The following is a 21,574-nucleotide window of genomic DNA, read 5'->3' on the forward strand; positions in this document are numbered from 1 at the left end:
CCCTCCCCTCAAGGGGGAGGGAAAGCTGCAGCGCGTTCCTCAATCCACCGCCCTCAGCACTTCGCGCACGTGGTCGATCAATTCGTTGATCTGGCCCTTGGTGATGATCAGCGGTGGCGACAGCGCGATGATGTCGCCGGTGGTGCGGATCAATGCACCGCGCTCGAACGCCTTGACGAAAGCCGAGAAGGCCCGCTTCGTTGGCTGGCCGGCGATCGGCGCCAGCTCGATCGCGCCGATCAGGCCGATGTTTCTGATATCGATGACGTTCGGCTCGCCCTTCAGCGAGTGCAGCGCGTCCTCCCAGTACGGCGCCAGTTCCTCGCCGCGCGTCAGCAGCCCTTCTTCCTTGTAGGTGTCAAGCGTGCCCAGCGCTGCCGCGCAGGCGATCGGATTGCCCGAATAGGTGTAGCCGTGGAAGAACTCGATCATGTGCTCGGGCCCGGTCATGAAGGCGTCGTGGATTTCCTTCTTCACGAACACCGCGCCCATCGGGATGACGCCGTTGGAGACGCCTTTGGCGGTGGTCATGATATCCGGCGTGACGCCGAAATAGTCGGCGGCAAACGGCGTGCCGAGGCGGCCAAAACCGGTGATGACTTCGTCGAAGATCAGCAAGATGCCGTGCTTGGTGCAGATCTCGCGAAGCCTCTCGAGATAGCCCTTCGGCGGCAGGATGACGCCGGTGGAACCGGCCACCGGCTCGACGATGACGGCGGCGATGGTCGAGGCGTCGTGCAAGGCGACGATGCGCTCCAGCTCGTTCGCCAGTTCCGCGCCATGCTCCGGCACGCCCTTGGTGAAAGAGTTCTTTTCCGGCAGATGCGTGTGGGGCATGTGATCGACGCCGCCGAGCAGCGTGCCGAACATCTTGCGGTTGGTGACAATGCCGCCGACGGAGATGCCGCCGAAATTGACGCCGTGATAGCCGCGTTCGCGGCCGATCAGGCGGGTACGCGAGCCCTCGCCTTTTACGCGGTGATAGGCGATCGCCATCTTCAGCGCGGTCTCGACCGATTCCGAGCCGGAATTGGTGAAGAACACATGGTCCATGCCCTTCGGCGCGATGTCGACCAGCCGGTTCGCCAGCTCGAACACGATCGGATGGCCCATCTGGAACGCCGGCGCATAGTCGAGCTCGGCCGCCTGGCTCTGGATCGCCTCGGTGATCTTCCGGCGGCAGTGGCCGGCATTGACGCACCACAGGCCGGCGGTGCCGTCGAGAACCTTGCGCCCGTCGCTGGTCGTGTAATGCATGTCCTTGGCCGACACCATCATGCGCGGCGCCTGCTTGAACTGCCGGTTTGCCGTGAACGGCATCCAGAATGCACTGAGATCGTTCGGCGTGACTTTCAGCCGGTTGGACATGACCGAGACTTCCCCTTGTAACCTGTTTCGGTGCGGCTAACGCCTGGTCTTTCCAACTTGGTCTTCGCGACGTTTTCGTGCTACGCAAATTTTTGACCGGTTGGACAAACGTTAGCACCGCCTTATCAGCGGTCAAGGGATTACTAGCGGAAATGCGGCTTTCGAAGTGCGCTCCACAGGGCGGAGAAAAACTGGTCCAGAGAATTGGTCCAGACACTCCTCGCAGCGAAGGTTTTTCGAGGTGACGGATGCGGTCGAAAGCTCTGCTCCTCGCCGCACCCGCATCCAGGTGGAAAAGCGCGAGCTCATCCTCGAGGCGGCGCTCGAAGTCTTCTCGACCAACGGTTTTCGCGGCTCGACAATCGACCAGATCGCTGAAGCCGCCGGCATGTCGAAGCCGAACCTGCTCTATTATTTCCGCCGCAAGGAGGACATCCACAAGACGCTGATGCAGCGGCTTCTCGACACCTGGCTGGCGCCGCTGCGCGAACTCGACGATATCGGCGATCCCTTGACCGAACTGCGCAGCTACATCAGGCGCAAGCTCGAAATGGCGCGCGATTTCCCGCGCGAGAGCCGGCTGTTCGCCAACGAGATCCTGCAGGGCGCGCCGCGCATCATGCCGATGCTGGAAGGCGAGTTGAAGACGCTGGTCGACGAGAAAGCCAACGTCATCAAGGGCTGGATGCGCGCCGGCAAGATTGCCCGCACCGACCCCTGGCACCTGATCTTCTCGATCTGGGCGACAACGCAGCATTACGCCGATTTCGACGTCCAGGTGCGCGCCGTGCTCGGCCCCGACCGCGGCGGCGACGGCCGCTTCGAGGATGCCGCAAGATTTCTCGAGCAACTGTTCATCGACGGGCTGAAGCCGAAGGGCTGAGGCAGCTCGGCTGTCGCAAACCTCCCCCATTGCTTCGTCATCCTGGGGCGCAGCAAGGAGCGGAGCGACGCAGCGCAGACCCCAGGATGACGAAGCTGGGCTCACGCGCTGCGCCGCTCGGCCGGCAGCGCATCGAGCAGCTTCTGCAGCTTGGCGATCGAGTTCTGCTCGGCGAGCGGCGTGTAGACGATCAGCTTCATGTCCGAGCCGTCGTCGATCGACAGGCTCATATGCTCGAACGCCATGGCACCCGCTGTCGGATGCCTGACATGCTTTACACCCGACAGGTTACGGGCCACGTCGCGCAGCGGCCACCAGGCGCGAAACTCCGGGCTCGAGCGCGTCATCAGCGCGATCAGCCGCTCGAAATCCGGATCGCCGACATATCTGGCGCTTTCTGCCCGGAATGACGCCAGCACGGCACGTGCCAGTTCCTCCCAGTCGACGAGCAGGCGCCGATGCTGCGGGCTGGTGAAAACCATATGGACGATGTTGCGGGCGTCGCCCTCCAGCAGGCCATAGTCGCCGAACACGGCTGCCGCAGCAGAATTCCAGGCCAGCACGTCCCAGCGCCGCCCAAGGACATAGGCCGGCTGCAGGACCAGGCTCTGCAGCATGTGCAGCAACGGGCTATCGACTTTTTCCGGCGCGTCGACGCGACGCTCCGGCTGCGGGCGGCCGGCAAGAATGAACAGATGCCGTTGCTCGGCCGTGTCCAGGCGCAGCGCCCGGCTGAGCGCCGTCAGCACTTCCACCGACGGCCGAACGTCGCGGCCCTGCTCCAGCCAGGTGTACCAGGTCGTGCCGACGCCGGCGATCATCGCCACCTCCTCGCGCCGCAGCCCGGGCGTGCGCCGGCGCAGGCCGGTCGAAATGCCGGTGGCCGAAGGCGTCAGCCTTTCGCGCCGCGAGCGCAGAAAGGCGCCAAGCTCGCGGCGGCGGCTGTCTTCGGCGGAGTGTGTCGGTGAATCCATCGGTGCTATTATAGCAGTATCGATACCAGGATAAAGTTTGAACTGTTTGGCAAGTGGCCGGTGCCCCATCTTTCCGTTCAGAGCGATGACATGGAGGCTCTGAACATATGGAACTGAAAGACAAGACAATCCTCATCACAGGATCGACCGACGGCGTCGGCCGCGTCGTCGCGCAAAGGCTCGGCGCCGGCGGTGCCCGTATCCTGGTGCATGGCCGCGACGCGACTAGGGGCAAGGCGACCGTGGCCGAAATCGAAGCCGCCGGCGGCAAGGCCGAGCTGCTGGTCGCCGACCTCTCCTCCCTGGCGGAAGTCCGCCGCCTCGCCGAGGCGGTGCGCGCAAGGACCAAGCGGCTCGATATCCTTATCAACAATGCCGGCGTCGGCACAGCCGGCCCCAACTCCAAACGACAGGTTAGCGCCGACGGCTACGAGTTGCGCTTTGCCGTCAATTATCTCGCCGGCTTCCTGCTCACCATGGAGCTGCTGCCGCTGCTCAAGTCCAGCGCGCCGTCGCGCATCGTCAATGTCGCCTCGGCCGGCCAGCAGGCGATCGACTTCGACGACGTCATGCTGACCCGCTCCTATGACGGCGTCCGTGCCTACTGCCAGAGCAAGCTGGCGCAGATCATGTTCACCATCGACCTGGCGGAGCAGCTGCACGGCACCAATGTGACCGTCAACAGCCTGCATCCGGCAAGCTACATGAACACCACGATGGTGCGGCAGGCGGGCATCACGCCGTGGAGCTCGGTCGAAACCGGCGCGGAAGCCATCATCAACCTCGCCACGTCGCCGGCACTCGAAGGGCGAAGCGGCCTCTATTTCGACGGCCAGAGAGAATCCCGTGCCGATGCGCAAGCCTATGACGTGAAGGCGAGGCAGCAGTTGCGCGAATTGAGTCTCGGCCTTGTCGGGCTCGCACCCGTTTCCGCAACATCGAAGAAAGAAAATTCATGACCGAGAAAACGCAGCACGCCGTGATCGTCGGCGGCTCCTCCGGCATCGGCCTCGCCACCGCGAAAAAGCTGCTTGGCCCGGGCATGAAGGTGACGATCACCGGGCGCAACCGGGAAAGGCTCGACAACGCATGGCAAAGCCTTGGCGGCGCGGTCGAAAAAGCTGCCTTCGATGCCGCGAAGCCGGACGAGGTTCGCCGGTTTTTCAACGAACTCGGGCCTTTCGATCACCTGGTGCTGGCCGCCAGCGGCGGCAAGGGGCTCGGCCCGTTCGAAACACTTGACTTGACCGATATCGGCGGCGGCGTCGACGAGAAGGTCCGGCCACAGCTCTCCTGCCTGCAGGCCGCCTTGCCGACGCTGAACAAGAGCGGCTCGGTGACTTTCATCTCGGCAGTGTCGGCGCAATTGTCGGCGCCGGGTGTCGCCGGCATCGCCGCCGTCAACGGCATGCTGCTGACCGTGGTGCCGATCCTGGCAATGGAGCTGAAGCCGTTACGCGTCAATGTCGTGGCGCCAGGCGTCATCGACACGCCCTGGTGGGACTTTTTACCCGATGAACAGCGCCATGCGGTGTTTGCCGATTATGCCGGCAAGACACCGGTCGGCCGTATCGGCCGCGCCGAGGACGTCGCCGAGGCAATTGCGTTCCTGGTCTCGAACAGCTTCGTCACCGGCCAGGTGCTGACCTGCGACGGCGGCTTGCGGTATGCGGCGTAAGGCGGCTGCCTCCACGAGGCGTGTCAAAGCGACTGCGCGATCAGCGCCAGAAATCCTCCGGCCAGCGCGACGTTGCCGACAAAGCCATTGATGCGGGACGCGCGCTCCACGCCCTGATGATCCCAGAAGTTATGGAACATCGGCGTGGCGACGATAAGGAACAGGATCAGGCATGCCGCCGCCGCAGCGGTCCAGATGCCCGCGATCACCAGTGCTCCGGCGATGATCTGCAGGACGATCCCCAGCCACAGCACCGGCCGTGCCTGCGGCACGCCGCGCGTCGTCATCAATTGGCTCACCAACGCCGCATTCTGGATGTTGCGCAGGCCGGCAAAGACAAAGGCGCCGCCAAGCAGCAGGCGGGCGGCGAAAAGGATCTCACTGTCAAAGTTTAAAAACATGCTGTGGGGGTCCTTGGGCAGAAAAGAGGCGCGCGGCGCAAGGCCGCGCACCTGGTCCTCAGGCGGCCAAGACCGCTGGCATCGGATGGATTGCATGGAACGGAACGCAAAGCCGGTTCCAGGTGTTGATCATGCCGAGCGCAACCGACAGCTTGACCAGCTCCTGTTCCGAGAAATGCTCAAGCGTCCTTGCATAGAGTTCGTCCGAAACACCGTTGTCGGCGATCCTGGTCAGCGCGTCGGTCCAGGCCAAGGCCGCGCGTTCGCGCTCTGAAAACAGCGGCGATTCCTTCCAGGCGGAGACGAGATAGAGCCGCTGCTCGCTTTCGCCGTCGCGGCGCGCTTCGCGGCTATGCATCTCGACGCAATACGAGCAGCCGTTGATCTGCGACGCCCTGAGCTTGATCAGATGCAACAGGCTTTTTTCGAGCCCGCATTCGTCGACTGCCTTGTTGAGCGCCGACACCGCCTTCATGATCTCCGGCGCCGCGCCGAAAAATTGCAGCCTCTGTTTCATCGTCTGTAGCCTTTCATGCTTGCTTGGTTGAACTTGATTTCTGCGGCCGCCGATGGCGCTCGACGAAGGCGCAGTTCGCGGCGACCGAACGGGGATCGGCATCGGCGGTGTATTCTGCAACGATGTCGGACAGCCGGGCGTCGGCGAGCGCGGCGCGATAGGCACGCTCGGCCTTCAGCATGGCTACGTTGATGCCGCAGGGTTTGACATAGACCGAGGCATCGAGCTTCGCTGGGCCGCGCTGGCGGATTTCGGCGCAGCGGAACGCCGGTTCACGCCCCTCGACGGCCAGCACGATATCGAGCAGCGTTATGCGTTCCGTCGGCCGCGCCAGCCGGTAGCCGCCGGACGGCCCCGGCACTGATTCCAGAATGCCGGACGCAGTCAGCGCGTTGAGATGCTTAAGCAGATAGCTCGGCGACAGCCCGAACGCCTCGGCCATGGCAGCACCTGGCAAGGTCGCGGCGCCATCAACGCCGGCGAGCATCGCGGCGCAGTGGATGGCCGCTTCGACGCCCTCGCCCAGCTTCATTTCGCTCTCCTGTTCATGGATATAGATTATCGTGGATAAATTTTATCTGCAATAGGAAAGTCAAAAAGCGGCGCCCATGAACGCCGCTTTTTTTCGCAATGCTATTCCGCCGCCACCTTGGCCATCGGATTGTTGGGATGCGTCGTCCAGTTGGCATAGATCGGCGACACTGGCCTACCAGTGCGCTCATCGATCACGCCGACCGCCAGCGCCTCCATCGTGATGCAGTTCTCGACCGGACAGACATTGACGCAGAGATTGCAGCCGACGCATTCGGCCTCGATCACCTCGAAATGCCTGACGCCGTCGACAATTGCGGTGATCGCCTGGTGCGAAGTGTCCTCGCAGGCGATGTGGCAGCGGCCGCATTTGATGCAGGCCTCCTGGTCGATATGCGCCTTGGCGACGTAGTTGAGATTGAGATACTGCCAGTCGGTGACGTTGGGCGTGGCACGGCCGACGATGTCGTCGAGCGTGGCATGGCCCTTCTCGTCCATCCAGTTTTCCAAGCCGGCGATCATCTCCTGCACGATCTTGAAGCCGTAGGTCATCGCCGCCGTGCACACCTGCACATTGCCGGCGCCGAGCGCCATGAACTCGGCGGCGTCGCGCCAGGTGGTGATGCCGCCGATACCGGAGATCGGCAGGCCATGCGTTTCCGGATCGCGCGCGATCTCGGCCACCATGTTCATGGCGATCGGCTTCACCGCCGGACCGCAATAGCCGCCATGCGAACCTTTGCCGTCAATCGTCGGCTCCGGTGCGAAATTGTCGAGATTGACGCCGGTGATCGAATTGATGGTGTTGATCAGCGACACCGCGTCGGTGCCGCCGGCAAGGGCAGCTCGTGCCGGCTTGCGTATGTCGGTGATGTTGGGCGTCAGCTTGGTGATGACAGGCATGCGGGTGTTGGCCTTGCACCAGCGCACCACCATTTCGATGTACTCCGGCACCTGGCCGACCGCCGCACCCATGCCGCGTTCCGACATGCCATGCGGGCAGCCGAAATTGAGTTCGATGCCGTCAGCGCCGGTCTCCTCGACTACCGGCAGGATCGCCTTCCAGGCATGCTCCTCGCAAGGCACCATCAGCGAGACGACGATCGCCCGGTCGGGCCAGTCCATCTTGACCTGCTTGATCTCGCGCAGATTGACCTGCAGGTCGCGGTCGGTGATCAGCTCGATGTTGTTGAGGCCGAGCAGACGACGGTCGGCGCCCCAGATCGCGCCATAGCGCGGACCGTTGACGTTGACCACCGGCGGGCCCTCTTCGCCGAGCGTCTTCCATACCACGCCGCCCCAGCCCGCCTTGAAGGCGCGAATGACATTATAGGCCTTGTCGGTCGGCGGCGCCGAAGCCAGCCAGAACGGGTTCGGCGACTTGATGCCGACGAAATTGTTGCGGATGTCTGCCATGCTCATGCCCTCCCGTTCGAGGTCAGTGCCCGATGAATGCTCTCCGCCGCATCGCGGCCTTGCGCGACGGCTGAAACAGTCAGGTCGTCGCCGCCGAAAATGCAGTCGCCGCCAGCCCAGACATTGGCCAGCGAGGTGCGCCCTTCCGCATCGACCTTGATGCGGCCGGCTTCCAGCGCGACCTCCGCACCGCTGCCGTTGAGCGCAGCCGGGACAAAGCTCTGGCCGATCGCCTTGAACACCTGATCGGCGACGAGCGTCAGCCGCTCGCCGGTGCCGACGAGCCTGTCGCTGTCCATCGCGGTGTATTCGAGCTCGATCGCCGACACCTTGCCGGCATCGGCAATGACCCGCTTCGGCTGCAACCAGTGCCGGATGATGACGCCGTTGGCGGCAGCCAGATCCTGCTCGAATTCGGAGGCATTCATGTGCTCCGGGCCGCGCCGATAGCAGATCGTCACCTCTTCGGCTCCGAGCAGCTTCGATTGCACCGCCGCGTCGATCGCCGTCATGCCGCCGCCGATGACGACAACACGCCGGCCGACCGGCAGGCTGGCCAGATCACTGGCCTGACGAAGCTCGGCAATGAACTCGACGGCATTGCTGACGCCTTGCGCCTCCTCGCCATCCGCTCGCAAGGCATTGACGCCGGCAAGCCCCATGCCGAGGAACACCGCATCGTAATTCCTGGTCAGGTCCGACAGCTGGTAATCACGGCCGAGCGCCTTGCCGTTCTGGATGTCGATGCCGCCGATCGACGTGACATAGTCGACTTCAGCCTGGGCGAAATTGTCGACGCTCTTATAGGCGGCGATACCGTATTCATTGAGGCCGCCGGCCTTCGGGCGGGCTTCCAGGATGGTCACGTCGTGGCCGTAGCGGGAGAGCCGATGCGCGGCCGCAAGCCCGGCCGGTCCGGCGCCGACCACAGCGACCGTCTTGCCGGTCGGTTCGGAGCGGTTGTAGAACTGCTTGTTTTCGGCCATGGCGACATCGGTGGCGTAGCGCTGAAGGCGACCAATCTGCACCGGCTTGCCTTCGGCCACCTCGCGCACGCAGACTTCTTCGCATAGCGTCTCGGTCGGGCAGACGCGGGCGCACATGCCGCCCAAAATGTTCTGGTCAAAAATGGTCTTGGCTGAGCCGATCGGATTGCCCGTCGAAATCTGGCGGATGAACAGCGGGATGTCGATCGAGGTCGGACACGCATTCATGCACGGCGCATCATAGCAGAAATAGCAGCGGTCGGACTCGACCAGCGCCTCGTGATGATCGAGTGGCGGGTGCAGGTCGGCGAAATTGTCGGCATATTGGTCCGGCGAGAGCCGCCCGCCGGCAATGCCTTGCTTGAACTGGCCTTCTGGCATCGTCAGTTCCCCATGTTCTTGTTTTGGGGAAGGCTAGCACGTTTTGTTTTTTTATCAATTGGTCAATTTTCGGCGCAAACTGCTGAAAAGCCACGAATAAACATGACAAGTGTACTCATGTTACCAAAGCCGCCGACAGGGAAGCTTGGCCATAGCGGCACTGCCGTTGCTGGACTGAGTGGTCAGCCTGGTAAGCTTAGCGTTGGTTTTGATCACCGAAGGCAAAGGGCCCTGAAGTCTTCGTCCGTCAGCTGCGTCCAGCTGCCATCGGGGCCGGGATCGGCCTCCTCCCGATGGCACAGCGCGACAAGTTCGGAAGTGAGCGACATCCGGCGCATGGATCAACAACCCCTCGTTGACTGCGAGCAAAGTCGAAAACCGCAGGGCGCGCAACCCGGTAACATTTCCAATTTGCCGTCATCTTTTTTGGTTGGCTGTCGGATTTTCGTCGTGAAGATCGTCCTAGAATGGATCGCGCATGATCGATGTACAAACCGCAAGGAGCACGACAATGCCACAGTCCCCCATGCCCTTCTTCTGGTACGAGCTGATGACCACCGATCTCGACGCCGCCGAGGCGTTTTACACCTCCGTGGTGGGCTGGAGGGGGCAGCCTTTCGAAGGGGCCCAGGGCATGCCGCGCTATATCGTCATGAATGTCGGCGAGCGCGGCGTCGGCGGGATGATGACGCTGCCCGATGACGCGCGCAAGATGGGCATGCCGCCGGCCTGGGTCGGTTATATCCTCACCAGGGACATCGATGCCGCAACGGCCTCCCTCAAGAAGGCTGGTGGCGCGGTTCACCGCGAGCCCGACGACATTCCTGGCGTCGGCCGCTTCGCCGTCGTTGCAGACCCGCAAGGCGCGATGTTCAACTTCCTGCAGCCCAGCGGCCCCGACCAGCCGCCGCTACCGTTGGCGACCCCCGGCAACATCGGCTGGCATGAGCTCTACACGTCAGACTGGAAGGCGGCGTTCGATTTCTATTCCAGCCAGTTCGGCTGGGAGAAGGGCGACGCCATGGATATGGGTCCGATGGGCGTCTACCAGCTTTTCGCCTTCGGCGGCGAGCCCGTTGGCGGCATGATGAACAAGCCCGAGCAGATCCCGGCGCCGGTCTGGCAGTTCTATTTCAACGTGCCCGGCATCGACGCGGCAGCCAAGCGCGTCACCGACAATGGCGGCAAGATCCTGATGGGTCCGATGGAGGTCCCCGGCGGCAGCTGGATCGTACAGTGCACGGATCCGCAAGGCGCCCATTTCGCGCTAATGGCACCGACGCGGTAACAGGCCGCGCCAATTGGGGGCCGCCATCGTGCGGCCCCAAGGCTGCAGCACGCCTCACGACTCACTCACCGACAGTTGAATGAAGGCCGGACTATGTGAATGGTCCGGCCTTTGGCGATGACCTATGGCCGGGCTAGGTGAAAATGGAGTCGTAGATGAAGCTTTTCGAAGGCCTCGCCGGATATCAACCGTTCGCCCTTGCCGCCTTGCGCATCATGACGGCGCTGCAGTTCATTGAGCACGGCACCCAGAAACTGTTCAATTTCCCCGTCGGCGACCATGCCGGCGCCCTGAGCGCGCTATCGCTGACCGCGGCCATCCTGGAATTCGGAGGCGGCATCCTGCTGGTATTGGGGCTTTTCACCAGGCCGGTGGCATTCCTTCTCAGCGGCGAGATGGCGATCGCCTATTTCATGGCGCACATGCCGCAGAGCTTCTTCCCGGTCAACAATGGCGGCGATGCCGCGATCTCCTTCTGCTTCATCTTCTTCTATCTGGTATTCGCCGGCCCCGGCGCCCTGGCACTGGACAACCGCAAAACATCGTAGCCGGGCGGATCAGCGCGCGCTCAGGCCGACTTGCGCGCAATCAGGCCCGCGAAGGCGATGAACCCGAAGAACTCTCCGGCTTCGACACGCCGGCGCGCCTCGTGCTTCAGCCCGTCGCCAAGCGCCTTGTCGAGTCGCTTCCAGCCGGCCAGAATATCGGCGCCGCGATCGACCAGAGTCAGCATGTAGTCGGGCGCGGCAATTTGGGCGTAGCCGTAGCTGTCGAATTTTTCGACGACAAAGCCCGCCGATTTCGCCAGCAGCGGCAGCCGGCGCGTCAGCCAGCGGTCATTCACCAGCGCCGCCATTGCGGCATCCACGCAATCCTGCAGCGGATCATGATCGCCGATGGCGACCGTCGTCGTCGCGTAATCGCCGTCGAAGATCGCCAGGCAGCCGCCTGGGCGAAGCACGCGCAACGATTCCGTCAGGGCCTTTTCGGGACCGGGCACATGGGTCAGGCAGGTATGGAAGATGACCACATCGAACGAGTTGTCCTCGTGCGGCAGCGACCTGGCATCCCCTTCGACGAAGTTCAGGTTGGGGATATCCGCGGCAAGCTCGCGCGCCTTCGCCAGAAATATCGGCGACGGATCGAGCCCAACAACCTCGTTCACCCCCGGCCAGCGCGCAAGCTCGCGACTGATCGGTCCCGAGCCGCAGCCGCCTTCGAGGACGCGTGCCCTTTCCGGAAAATCGATCGACGAGAAAAACGAGTGGCGAATTGCCTTCTGGCGCGGGTCTGCGGCCCGCAACTCCATCGCGTTGATAAGAACCGCGACAACAGCCGGATCAGCGGTTGTGATCTGCGCATACACGTCGGGCATGGTGGACCTCCGAAGCAATTGCCCAGCCTTCCGCCGCAGCTCGACAATAAAACCAAAGGTCACCGCGCGAAAGAATTTTCACTATCGCGAAATCGTCCTCCCCCTTTCATCGTGCCACCGGCACGGCGACTTCGCCATGCCACTCGGTTCCTCAACCGCGCATCCGCTCGAAATTGGCGTCGAACAGCGGTGTCTGCTGCATACGTGCGGCGTAACGCTTGCCCAATAGCTCGATCTCGAAACCGTTGGCCTCATCGGCGATCTCTTTCGGCACATAACCCATGGCGACGGATTTTTTTGAATGATGTGCGTAGCCGCCTGACGTGACCCAGCCGCGCACGGCACCGCCATACCAGATTGGCTCGTCGCCGATGACGTCGGCATCGGCAGCATCGACGACAAAGGCCCGCAACCGCAGTCTGCCGCCTTGCTTGCGCTCCGCCAGCGCTGCCTGCTTGCCGATGAAATCGGCCTCTTTGCCATAGGCGACGAAGCGGTCGAGGCCGGCCTCCAGCGGCCCATAGATCGGCCGGTATTCGCGCGCCCATGAGCCGTAATTCTTCTCGAGCCGCAGCGCATTGAGCGCGCGCGAGCCGAACAGGCCGATGCCGAATTCCTCGCCCGCCGCCATCAGCGCCTGATAGGCGGCACGCTGATATTCCGGCGCCACCCAGATTTCGTAGCCGAGGTCGCCGGTGTAGCTGACGCGCCCGACCAGGCACGGTGCCATGCCGATATCCATCCTGCTGATGGCCATGAACGGAAAGGCCGTATTCGACACGTCAGATCGTGTGACCTTTTCAAGAAGGTTCCGCGCGCTCGGCCCGGCGATCGACAGGCCGGTGAGTTTTGCTCCCAGCGCCTCGATGCTAACAGAGCCGTCCTTCGGCAGATGCGCTTCGAACCAGCGCATGTGGTACTGCTCGGCGACACCGCTGCCGGCCAGGAACCAATCCTTGCTTGCAGAATTTGGACCGCCGAGATTGGCCAGCGTGAAATCGCCGATCAACCTGCCGTCTTCCTTCAGCATCGGCGCCAGCGTCATGCGGCCGGGCCTTGGCAATTTGCACGCGAGCATACTGTCGAGCCAGGTTGCTGCGTCCTCACCGGTGACTCTGTATTTGGCGAATGACGAGATTTCCGACAGACCAACGCGTTGCCGAACCGTCTCCACTTCTTTCGCGACATGCTCGAAGTCGCTCGAGCGGCGCCAGGAGAATTCGTCCTTGACCCCTTCGGGCGCATACCACAGCGGCACTTCCAGCCCATAGGCGACGCCCCATTGCGCGCCCTCGGCCGACAACAGATCATAGACCGGCGTCGTCTTGAGCGGTCGCCCAGCCGGCAGTTCCTCGTTCGGGAAGCGGATCGAAAACCGCCGCGAATAATTCTCGCGCACCTTGGCGTTGGTATAGGCCATCGTGGCCCAGTCACCGTAGCGTGACACATCCATCGCCCAGATGTCGGCGCCGGGATCGCCCTCGATCATCCAGTTCGACAGCGCCAGGCCGACGCCGCCGCCCTGCGAGAACCCCGCCATGACACCACAGGCCACCCAGAACCCCGGCAGGCCGCGCACCGGCCCGACCAGCGGATTGCCGTCCGGCGCGAAGGTGAAGGGTCCGTTGATGATCTGCTTGATGCCGGTGTTCTGGAACGCCGGGAAATGCCGGAAGCCAACCTCCAGCGACGGTGCGATGCGGTCGATATCGGGCTCCAGCAGTTCGTGGCCGAAATTCCATGGCGTCTGGAATTCGGACCATGGCTTGTTGGCCTTTTCATAAGTGCCCATCAGCATGCCGCCGCGTTCCTGGCGCAGATAGAGTTCGCCGTCGAAGTCGACCGCATGGATGATCTCCGTGCCGGTCTTCTGGTTCCAGGCGGCGACCTCCGGCATGTCCTCGGTGATCAGGTACATGTGCTCCATCGCCAGCACCGGCAGCTCCAGCCCGACCATGCGGCCGACCTCACGCGCCCACAGGCCGCCGGCATTGACGACATGTTCGGCCACAACCTCGCCCTTGTTGGTGATGACGCGCCACAACCCGTCGGCGCGCCGCACAATGTCCTCGACCTTGGTGAAACGCTCGACCTCGGCACCAAGCTTCCTCGCCGCCTTGGCGTAGGCGTGGGTAACGCCGGACGGGTCGAGATGACCGTCCTCCTTGTTGCGCACGGCACCGACGAACTGCTTGGGATCGAGCAACGGCATCAGCTCGGCCGCCTCATCAGGCGATATCTCCTCGAGCTCGATGCCGAGATAGCGGCCCTTGGCGACGACGCCGCGCAGCCAGTCGAGCCGCGCCTCCGTCGCTGCCAGCAAGACGCCGCCAGTCAAATGCACGCCGGTCGCCTGGCCGGACAGTTCCTCGATCTCCTTGTAGAGCGAGATTGTGTATTTCTGCAGCTTGGCGACATCGGGATCGCCATTGATCGTGTGCATGCCGCCGGCGGCATGCCAGGTCGAGCCGGAGGTCAATTCATCGCGCTCCAGAAGCACGATGTCTGTCCAGCCGTGCCGGGCCAGATGGAACAGCACGGAGCACCCGACAACGCCACCGCCGATAACCACGACCTTTGCATGCGATTTCATGGGATTCTCGTCGTTTCAAAGAGTTGGATGGGTTTCATGATTCTGGAGGAGAAGAGAATGAAGCCGAACAAGACGAGCGGCGCTTAAGGCTCGCCCGCCCCGATCGCTTCCTTGCGCTTGGCCACGTACGCCTCAAGCGCCTCGCGCCTGGAGACTTCCATCACCGGCTCGACATAGTCCTCCAGCGCCTTCTTCCAAAGCCTCGTCGCCCGCGCCGTGGCATCGAGCCCGCCAGCCTCCTGCCAGGCCTCGAAATTCTGCCAGTTGGACAGCATCGGCTGGTAGAAGGCCGTGGCGTAGCGCTCCAGCGTGTGCGGCTCGCCGAAGAAGTGGCCGCCGGTCGGAACCGCACCCAGAGCCTCGACGGCAAGCTCGGCCTCGTTGACCTCGATCGGGCGCAAAAACTCCATCATGTGCTGGATCATCTCGACGTCGATGATGAACTTTTCGAACGACGCTGTCAGTCCGCCCTCTTGCCAGCCGGCGGCATGGTAGACGAGGTTGCCATGGCCGAGCACCGCGCCCCACAGCGCCATCAGCGTCTCATAGGCGCCTTGCGCGTCGGCGGCATTGGAAGCCGAGCCCGGCGTTGTGCGATAAGGCAGGTTGTAACGCCGCGCCAACTGTCCGGACGCGATATTCGCCTTGGTGTTTTCAGGCGTGCCGAACGCCGGCGCTCCCGATTTCATATCGACATTGGAGGTGAAGGCGCCATACATCACCGGCGCGCCGGGGCGGACGAGCTGCGTCAGCACCACGCCGAACAGCGCCTCGGCATTCTGCTGGGCGAGCGCGCCGGCAAGCGTCACCGGGCTCATCGCTCCCATCAGCGTGAATGGCGTTACCGCCACCGACTGGCCGAACTCGGCCATCGTCATCAGCCCCTCGGCCATCATCTCGTCGAAGCGGCGCGGCGAATTGACCGAAATGATCGTGGTGACGCCGGGATCGTGGCGCATCTCGTCAAGCGTCAGTCCGCGCGCGATTGCCATCATTTCGATGCCGTCGAGCGCCCTGCCGCGGCCGATGGCCGAGACGTGAAAGCTTTTGTCGGTCAGTGTCAGATTGGCGAAATAAGTGTCGAGATGACGGGAATTCGCCGGCAATTCTACCGGCGCGCAGACCTGGTTGCCTAGCATGTGGATGCAGTTGAAATGCTGCGCCAGCCGGACGAGATCGGAATAATCGCGCAAATTGCCGGCACGGCGGCCGCGCTCCATGTCGTGCACATTCGGCGGCCCGGCGACGAGCGTGAAGTTGATGGTATTGCCGCCGAGGTGGACGGCATGGGCGGGATTGCGCGGCGTCAGCGTATAGCTGGACTGCGTCGTCTTCAGCGCTTCCTCGATCATGCCGCGATCGATGCGGACGTTCATCGTGGCATGATCGACCTTGGCCCCGGCCTTCTCGAACAGCGACAGCGCCCGCGGGCTCATCACCTCGATGCCGAAATTCTCCAAGATATGCATCGACGCCTGGTGGATCGCCTCGATCTGGTCGGCCGAGAGCATCGCCATTGGCGGATAGGGATTGGTGACGCGGCGCAACGGCAGTTGCGGGATGGCGGTCGGTCCCCTGTTGCTGGTTCGCTCGGCGCCGCGCTTGCGTCTTGGTTCGCTCATGCCGCGCATCAAAGCGCCGGCACGAGGATCGAGCTGTCAAGAATCCGCCACCTGCGGGCGTGATTTTAGCCAAGGCGGCATTCCGGGAATTTCACATCGGCAAAAGCGACAACAAACGTCGGAATGGTTATACTTGTTCCGCGTCAGGCAAAGCGCCGATGAGCCGTTAAGGAAGACAGCAAGATTCCTTTTATGTTTTCGGCCTAATGCTCTTCCGATGCGTAGGTCGAGTTTTAGTAAAATTATAGCGATTGCCGCGCCGCTGGCGCTTTCGGCCTGCGCGACGCCACCGAACCATATCAACGATGTGTGCGCCGTTTTCGACCAGAATGACGGCTGGTTCGACAATTGGCAGGCGGCGGCACAACGCACCGAGCAGAAATACGGTGTGCCGGTTCCCGTGCTGATGGCGACGGTGCGCAAGGAATCCGGCTTCAAGAGCAACGCAAGGCCGCCGCGCACCAAGCTGCTGGGCTTCATTCCCTGGAAACATATCTCCAGCGCCACCGGCTTCTCGCAGGCGCTCGACGGCACCTGGGCGCAATACCAGAACGAGACCGGAAGCTGGGCGGCGCGCCGCACCAGGTTTGCCGATGCCGTCGATTTCGTCGGCTGGTATCATTCCAAGACCGCCGACACGCTCGGCGTCGCCCGCAACGACACCTACAATCTGTATCTCGCCTACTATCTCGGCTGGAATGCCTACAAGCGCGGCAGTCGCGGCGACGCCGACGTGCAGCGCTATGCGCATGCCACCGAACAGATGGCGCAGGACTACGCCGCGCAGCTACGGCAATGCGCGCCCTAGCCTATTAACGGCTCTCAGCCGCCCTTGGGTTTGCGCGGCTTGCGCGTGGCGTCCTCGGCCTGTCGGCCGTCGCCGACAGTCGGCGGCATGATTGGTGCCACCGCGCTGTCGGCAGAGCTTGAGGTGCCGGTCTCTGAAACCTCGTCGCGAACCTCGTGACGGCGGGCTTTGGCGACCGCTTCGGCATTCTCCACTGCCTGGCCCTCGGCATCGGCTTCAACGCTGCCAGTCTTTCCATGCGGGCGCTTGGGCGGATCTCCGGCAAAGCCCGGGCCAACACCGTGGTTTGCATCATCCGGCACGCCCTCATTTGCGGCGTGCTCCTTGTCGAATTTGATCACCGGCTCCATTTTCGCCAGCACGTCGTCGGACAGCCAGCACAGGCTCATATGGCCGTCGCCGAGATTTTTGACTGGCGGCACCATGGTTTCGCAAAGGTTGTCCGGCACCAGTTTCTTGTAGCCGCAGCGCGTCTGGAACGGACAGCCGGACGGCGGGTTCATCGCCGAAGGGATGTCGCCCTCCAGCACGATGTGCTTCTTGACCACGCTTGTGTCGGCGATCGGGATCGCCGACAGCAATGCCTCGGTATAGGGGTGATAGGGCGGCGCGAATATCTGGTCGGTCGTGCCTTGCTCAACGATATAGCCGAGATACATGACGACGACGCGGTCGGCGATGTAGCGCACCACCGACAGATCGTGGCTGATGAACAGCATCGTCGTCTTGTTCTTGCGCTGGATGTCCATCAAGAGCTCGGTCACCGCGGCTTGGACCGACACATCCAGTGCCGAGACCGGCTCGTCGGCCACCACCACCTTGGCGTCGCCGGCAAAGGCACGCGCAACGCCGATGCGCTGTTTCTGGCCGCCTGAAAGCTGGCGCGGCTTGCGCGACTCGAACGCCCTCGGCAGCTTCACCAGGTCGAGCAATTCCAGCATTCGCTTGCGGCGGTCGGCCACTGTGTCGCCGACGTTGAACTTTTCCAGCGTACGGATGATCTGCGAACCGACCGAATGGCTGGGATTGAGCGTGTCGAACGGATTTTGGAACACCATCTGGATCGATGACACCGTGTCGACGCTGCGCTTCTCGATCCCGGTCGACTGAATCTCCTTGTTGCCGAGCTTGACGCGGCCGGAGCTTGCCGTTTCGAGGCCGAGCAGCACCTTGGCCAGGGTCGATTTTCCGCAGCCGGATTCGCCGACGATAGCGACGGTCTCGGATTCGCGCGCCATGAACGAGATCGTCTCGTTGGCCTTGACGACACGGCCCTCGCTCGAGCCGAACACTTCGCTGCCGCCGACCTTGTAGTACTTCCGGAGGTCTTCGATCTGGAGCACCGGCGCACCGGGCACCACCCGCTCGTTGACCTTCTTGGCGCCGGGTGGCAGCGCCTCCCAGTCGATCTCGTTGAAGCGCACACAGCGCGAGAAATGCCCGTCATGGCCTTCGACCGCGATCATCGGAATTTCGGCGGCGTTGCAGACGCCCTCGACGAAATGGTGGCAGCGCGGGCCGAAATTGCAGCCCTTCGGCCGCTCGTGCGGTAGCGGCAACTGCCCTGGGATGGATATCAGCGGCCGCGAATTCTTGTCGGCGCCCGGCAACGGGATCGAGCGGAACAGGCCTTGCGTGTAGGGATGGCGCATCCGGTCGAAGACGTCCTTGATCTTGCCGGTCTCCACCGCTTCGCCCGAATACATCACCGTGATGCGGTCGCAGGTCTCCAGGATCAGGCCGAGGTTGTGCGACACGAAGATCATCGAGGTGCCGAACTTCTCGCCCAGCCCCTTGACCAGGTCGACGATGCCGGCCTCCACCGTCACGTCGAGCGCTGTCGTCGGCTCGTCGAGCAGAAGCAGCGCCGGCTTCGACAGCAGCGCCATGGCAATGACGATGCGCTGCTGCTGACCGCCGGAAAGCTGGTGCGGGTAGGAACGCATCATGCGCTCGGGATCCGGCAGCTTCACCGCGCGCACCATTTCCAAGGCGCGTTTGTAAGCTTCGTCCTTCGACACCTTGTCGTGGATCAGTGGCACTTCCATCAGCTGCTGGCCGACCTTCATCGCCGGGTTCAGGCTGGCCATCGGTTCCTGGTAGATCATCGCGATCTTGTTGCCGCGGATGGCGCGCAGTTCCTCGTCGGACAATTCTCCCATGTCCTTGCCCTGGAATTTGATCTTTCCGCCGACGATCTTTCCGATGTTGGAGAGGTCGCGCATGATGCCGAGCGACACGGTCGACTTGCCGCAGCCGGATTCGCCGACAATACCCATCGCCTCGCCGGGCATGACCGTGCAGGAAAAATCCATGACCGCCGGGATCTCGCCCTTGCGGGTGAAGAAGGAGATCGACAGGTTCTCGATCTCGATGATCGGGCCATTCGTCGGCTTGGCGGGATTTCGAACTGCCTCATTCATGGGTCGCTCCAATCCTTGTTCTTCAGGCATGTCGGGCCGAACCCGGCATCGATCTTCCCGGCGTCAATCTTTGCCGGCATCAATCCTTCATAGACTGTTCGCGCAGCGAATCCGCCAGGAGGTTGAGGCCGAGCACGAACGACATCAATGCGATCGTCGGCGGCAGCGCCGGGTGGATGAAGGAGCGCAGCAGCCGGCTTGCATCCTTGATCGCCGTGCCCCAGTCCGGGCTTTCCGGCGCCAGTCCCAGCCCGAAATAGCCGAGCGTACCGAGCAGGATCGTGGTGTAGCCGATGCGCAGGCAGGCGTCGACGATAAGCGGCCCGCGCGCATTGGGCAATATCTCCCACAGCATGATGTACCAGGGCGATTCACCGCGCGTTTGTGCCGCCGCAACATAGTCGCGCGTTTTGATGTCCATGACCAGGCCGCGCACGATGCGGAACACGCCGGGGCTGGAGGCGAACACCACCGCCACGAAGATGTTGAGCTGGTTGGGATCGATGTGGATGATCTTGAACGGATCGGCATCGAAGACAAGGCCCGCATAGATCCAGCCGCCAAGTACCAACGTCAGGCCAAGCAGGATATAGAGGCGGTCGGGGCGGTTCTTGTAGCGCGTCCAGAACAGCACACTGAAGAAGATGATCGGAAACAGGAAGAACAGCCCTGCCATCGCGTAGGGGATCGGCGTGTCCATGATGCCCGGCGTCACCAGCAGGTAGAACAGGAGGATCACCGGGAAGGCCAGCACAAGGTTGGCGAGGAAGGACAGCACCGTATCGATCTTGCCGCCATAATAGCCGGCCGGCAGGCCGAGCGTAATGCCGACCATCAGCGCAAAACCGGTCGCCGCCGGCGCGATGATCAGCACGATCTGGCTGCCATAGACCATGCGGGAGAACACGTCGCGGGCGAGCTTGTCGCCGCCGAAATAGTATACAAGTTTCGACCCCGGCTCGATTGCGCCCGGCAGCGCGTCCTTCATGATCGGCACTTGGGCGAGCGGATCGAAGGGCGAGATGGTCGACGCGAAGATCGCCGTAAACAGCCAGAACAGGCAGATGCCGACGCCGACGATGCCGACGCCGCTGTCGAAAAGCTGGCCGTAAAGGCCTAGCTTCTTCTTGTAGCCGAAGCTCGCCCCCATCACCAGGGCGAGAGCGATCCAGACCGGCCAGAAGCGGGCAAGCACGCCGAGTACGACGTTGAAGGCGCTGAGATATTCGACCTGCATCCGCCCGGTCTCCTATTGAACTCTGATGCGCGGATTGAGGAACGCGTAGCCGACATCGGAGATGAGCTGTGTGATCAGGACGATAAACACCGAGACCAGCGAGCAGCCGAGCAGAAGATCGATGTCGTTGTTGCCGGCGGCCTCGACCAGGGTGTAGCCGAACCCCTGGTAGCGGAACATCACCTCGACGATGACGACGCCGGTGAGCAGCCAGGGGAACTGCAGCATGATGACCGTGAATGGCGCGATCAGGGCGTTGCGCAGAGCGTGCTTTATCACCACGCTGCCGAAGGAGAGGCCCTTCAGCCGGGCGGTTCGGATATATTGCTGGGTCATCACCTCGACCATCGAGGCGCGGGTCATGCGAGCGATGTAGCCGATGCCGTAGATCGCCAGCGTCATCACCGGCAAGGTGAAATTATAGAAGGTGATGCCCTGGCTGGCCGAGGCCGCCGAACCGTTCAGCACGCCGAGCCAGGAGGCAAAGATCACGGTGAAGATGACGCCCGAAACATATTCGGGCGTCGCCGTCGAGGCGATCGAAGCCACCGACAATGTGCGGTCGGTGCGTGAACCCTCGCGCATACCGGCGAGAATACCGATCAAAAGCGAGATCGGCACCATTACGGCCAGCACGCAGAGCATCAGGATGCCGGTGGCGCTGAGCGCCGGAAAGAGTTTCGAAGCGACCGTCGTCTTGAACTTGGTCGAGCAACCGAAATCGCCTTGCAGGATGCCGGAGAATGTCGGCACGACCGGATCGTTGCAGAAGGAGAAACGCTGTGCGGGCTTGCCGGTCGCCGGGTCGGTCACCGGCTGCTTGGGCATGATGCCCAGCCATTGACCGTAGCGGATAAAGAAATTCTGCCGATAGCCATGGTTGACCAGCCAAGCCTCAAGCTGCTCGGCGGATGTGTGCATTTCGGTCTGGCTGATCGCGAGCTTCTTCAGATTAGGCCCGAGATTGACCAGGAAGAAGACGATCATCGTCAGGCACAGCATCGTCACTGCCATGGTGCCGAGACGCCTGATAACGAAAGAAAGCATGGCGGTCCCCTGCCGGTCGGGTTGGGGGGTGGAACCGGTTTGCAAG

Annotated in this window: 19 protein-coding genes and 1 pseudogene; 6 read left to right on the plus strand and 14 right to left on the minus strand. The window is 62.7% G+C overall.

Features of this window, described 5'->3' with window-relative positions; all coding sequences use genetic code 11:
* Window positions 1-39: 39 nt before the first annotated feature.
* A complete protein-coding gene (gene aptA, locus NKH60_RS21580; RefSeq protein ID WP_352831253.1) occupies window positions 40-1,368 on the minus strand; it encodes an omega-aminotransferase AptA in 1,329 nt (442 codons plus the stop codon).
* Window positions 1,369-1,609: 241 nt separating this feature from the next.
* Here aptA and NKH60_RS21585 point away from each other — a divergent pair, with 241 nt between their 5' ends.
* The gene (locus tag NKH60_RS21585) at window positions 1,610-2,251 is read left to right on the plus strand and encodes a TetR family transcriptional regulator C-terminal domain-containing protein (protein WP_352503191.1); all 642 of its coding nucleotides are present in this window, start codon (window positions 1,610-1,612) and stop codon (window positions 2,249-2,251) included.
* 101 nt (window positions 2,252-2,352) lie between these two features.
* Here NKH60_RS21585 and NKH60_RS21590 read toward each other — a convergent pair whose 3' ends face one another.
* Window positions 2,353-3,225 (minus strand): helix-turn-helix transcriptional regulator, encoded by an 873-nt coding sequence (locus tag NKH60_RS21590; protein ID WP_352750218.1) that lies wholly within the window; start codon window positions 3,223-3,225, stop codon window positions 2,353-2,355.
* Between the two features lie 107 nt (window positions 3,226-3,332).
* Between NKH60_RS21590 and NKH60_RS21595 the strand changes: the two genes are divergently transcribed.
* On the plus strand, window positions 3,333-4,184 hold the full coding sequence (locus NKH60_RS21595) for an SDR family NAD(P)-dependent oxidoreductase (protein WP_352820336.1): 852 nt from the start codon (window positions 3,333-3,335) through the stop codon (window positions 4,182-4,184).
* Window positions 4,181-4,903 carry an SDR family oxidoreductase gene (locus tag NKH60_RS21600; RefSeq protein ID WP_352831254.1) on the plus strand — a complete coding sequence of 241 codons (723 nt, stop codon included), beginning with the start codon at window positions 4,181-4,183 and terminating at the stop codon, window positions 4,901-4,903. The genes NKH60_RS21595 and NKH60_RS21600 overlap by 4 nt, the downstream gene beginning before the upstream one ends.
* A 23-nt stretch (window positions 4,904-4,926) precedes the next feature.
* Here NKH60_RS21600 and NKH60_RS21605 read toward each other — a convergent pair whose 3' ends face one another.
* From NKH60_RS21605 to NKH60_RS21630, 6 genes and pseudogenes are all read right to left on the minus strand, one after another.
* A complete protein-coding gene (locus tag NKH60_RS21605; protein ID WP_352831292.1) occupies window positions 4,927-5,304 on the minus strand; it encodes a DoxX family protein in 378 nt (125 codons plus the stop codon).
* 58 nt (window positions 5,305-5,362) lie between these two features.
* Window positions 5,363-5,821, minus strand: a complete 459-nt coding sequence (locus tag NKH60_RS21610) for a carboxymuconolactone decarboxylase family protein (protein ID WP_352708071.1) — start codon at window positions 5,819-5,821, stop codon at window positions 5,363-5,365.
* A 13-nt stretch (window positions 5,822-5,834) separates the two neighbouring features.
* Window positions 5,835-6,353 (minus strand): RrF2 family transcriptional regulator, encoded by a 519-nt coding sequence (locus NKH60_RS21615; RefSeq protein WP_352831255.1) that lies wholly within the window; start codon window positions 6,351-6,353, stop codon window positions 5,835-5,837.
* Between the two features lie 101 nt (window positions 6,354-6,454).
* Window positions 6,455-7,768, minus strand: coding sequence for an NAD-dependent dihydropyrimidine dehydrogenase subunit PreA (gene preA / locus NKH60_RS21620; protein ID WP_352831257.1), 1,314 nt, complete (start codon window positions 7,766-7,768; stop codon window positions 6,455-6,457).
* 2 nt (window positions 7,769-7,770) lie between these two features.
* Window positions 7,771-9,135 carry an NAD(P)-dependent oxidoreductase gene (locus tag NKH60_RS21625; RefSeq protein WP_352820330.1) on the minus strand — a complete coding sequence of 455 codons (1,365 nt, stop codon included), beginning with the start codon at window positions 9,133-9,135 and terminating at the stop codon, window positions 7,771-7,773.
* 215 nt (window positions 9,136-9,350) lie between these two features.
* Window positions 9,351-9,473, minus strand: a pseudogene (locus NKH60_RS21630) (gamma-glutamylcyclotransferase); the annotation flags it as partial.
* 173 nt (window positions 9,474-9,646) lie between these two features.
* Here NKH60_RS21630 and NKH60_RS21635 point away from each other — a divergent pair.
* Together NKH60_RS21635 and NKH60_RS21640 are read left to right on the plus strand one after the other, a co-directional pair.
* Window positions 9,647-10,423: a VOC family protein gene (locus NKH60_RS21635; RefSeq protein ID WP_352453197.1), complete on the plus strand. Its 777-nt coding sequence runs from the start codon at window positions 9,647-9,649 to the stop codon at window positions 10,421-10,423.
* 155 nt (window positions 10,424-10,578) lie between these two features.
* Entirely contained in the window at window positions 10,579-10,971 is a 393-nt protein-coding gene (locus NKH60_RS21640) for a DoxX family protein (RefSeq protein WP_352473533.1), read from the plus strand.
* A 20-nt stretch (window positions 10,972-10,991) separates the two neighbouring features.
* Here the strand turns inward: NKH60_RS21640 and NKH60_RS21645 are convergent, their stop codons facing one another.
* The 3 genes from NKH60_RS21645 to NKH60_RS21655 all read right to left on the minus strand — a co-directional run bounded on the left by NKH60_RS21645 (window position 10,992) and on the right by NKH60_RS21655 (window position 16,013).
* Complete coding sequence (locus NKH60_RS21645; RefSeq protein ID WP_352473532.1) at window positions 10,992-11,798, minus strand: class I SAM-dependent methyltransferase; 807 nt, start codon at window positions 11,796-11,798, stop codon at window positions 10,992-10,994.
* A gap of 151 nt (window positions 11,799-11,949) precedes the next feature.
* A complete protein-coding gene (locus NKH60_RS21650) occupies window positions 11,950-14,391 on the minus strand; it encodes a GcvT family protein (RefSeq protein ID WP_352873266.1) in 2,442 nt (813 codons plus the stop codon).
* Window positions 14,392-14,474: 83 nt separating this feature from the next.
* Window positions 14,475-16,013, minus strand: a complete 1,539-nt coding sequence (locus tag NKH60_RS21655) for a trimethylamine methyltransferase family protein (protein ID WP_352684725.1) — start codon at window positions 16,011-16,013, stop codon at window positions 14,475-14,477.
* Window positions 16,014-16,230: 217 nt separating this feature from the next.
* Here NKH60_RS21655 and NKH60_RS21660 point away from each other — a divergent pair, with 217 nt between their 5' ends.
* Entirely contained in the window at window positions 16,231-16,821 is a 591-nt protein-coding gene (locus tag NKH60_RS21660) for a transglycosylase SLT domain-containing protein (RefSeq protein WP_352453201.1), read from the plus strand.
* Window positions 16,822-16,835: 14 nt separating this feature from the next.
* Here NKH60_RS21660 and NKH60_RS21665 read toward each other — a convergent pair whose 3' ends face one another.
* The 3 genes from NKH60_RS21665 to NKH60_RS21675 all read right to left on the minus strand — a co-directional run bounded on the left by NKH60_RS21665 (window position 16,836) and on the right by NKH60_RS21675 (window position 21,528).
* Window positions 16,836-19,244, minus strand: a complete 2,409-nt coding sequence (locus NKH60_RS21665; protein WP_352769165.1) for a dipeptide ABC transporter ATP-binding protein — start codon at window positions 19,242-19,244, stop codon at window positions 16,836-16,838.
* A gap of 79 nt (window positions 19,245-19,323) precedes the next feature.
* Entirely contained in the window at window positions 19,324-20,481 is a 1,158-nt protein-coding gene (locus NKH60_RS21670; RefSeq protein WP_352503177.1) for an ABC transporter permease, read from the minus strand.
* Window positions 20,482-20,493: 12 nt separating this feature from the next.
* The gene (locus NKH60_RS21675) at window positions 20,494-21,528 is read right to left on the minus strand and encodes an ABC transporter permease (RefSeq protein WP_352453204.1); all 1,035 of its coding nucleotides are present in this window, start codon (window positions 21,526-21,528) and stop codon (window positions 20,494-20,496) included.
* Between the last annotated feature and the right edge of the window lie 46 nt (window positions 21,529-21,574).

The sequence above is a fragment of the Mesorhizobium sp. M1006 genome, assembly GCF_040318825.1.
Classification (GTDB): Bacteria; Pseudomonadota; Alphaproteobacteria; order Rhizobiales; family Rhizobiaceae; genus Mesorhizobium.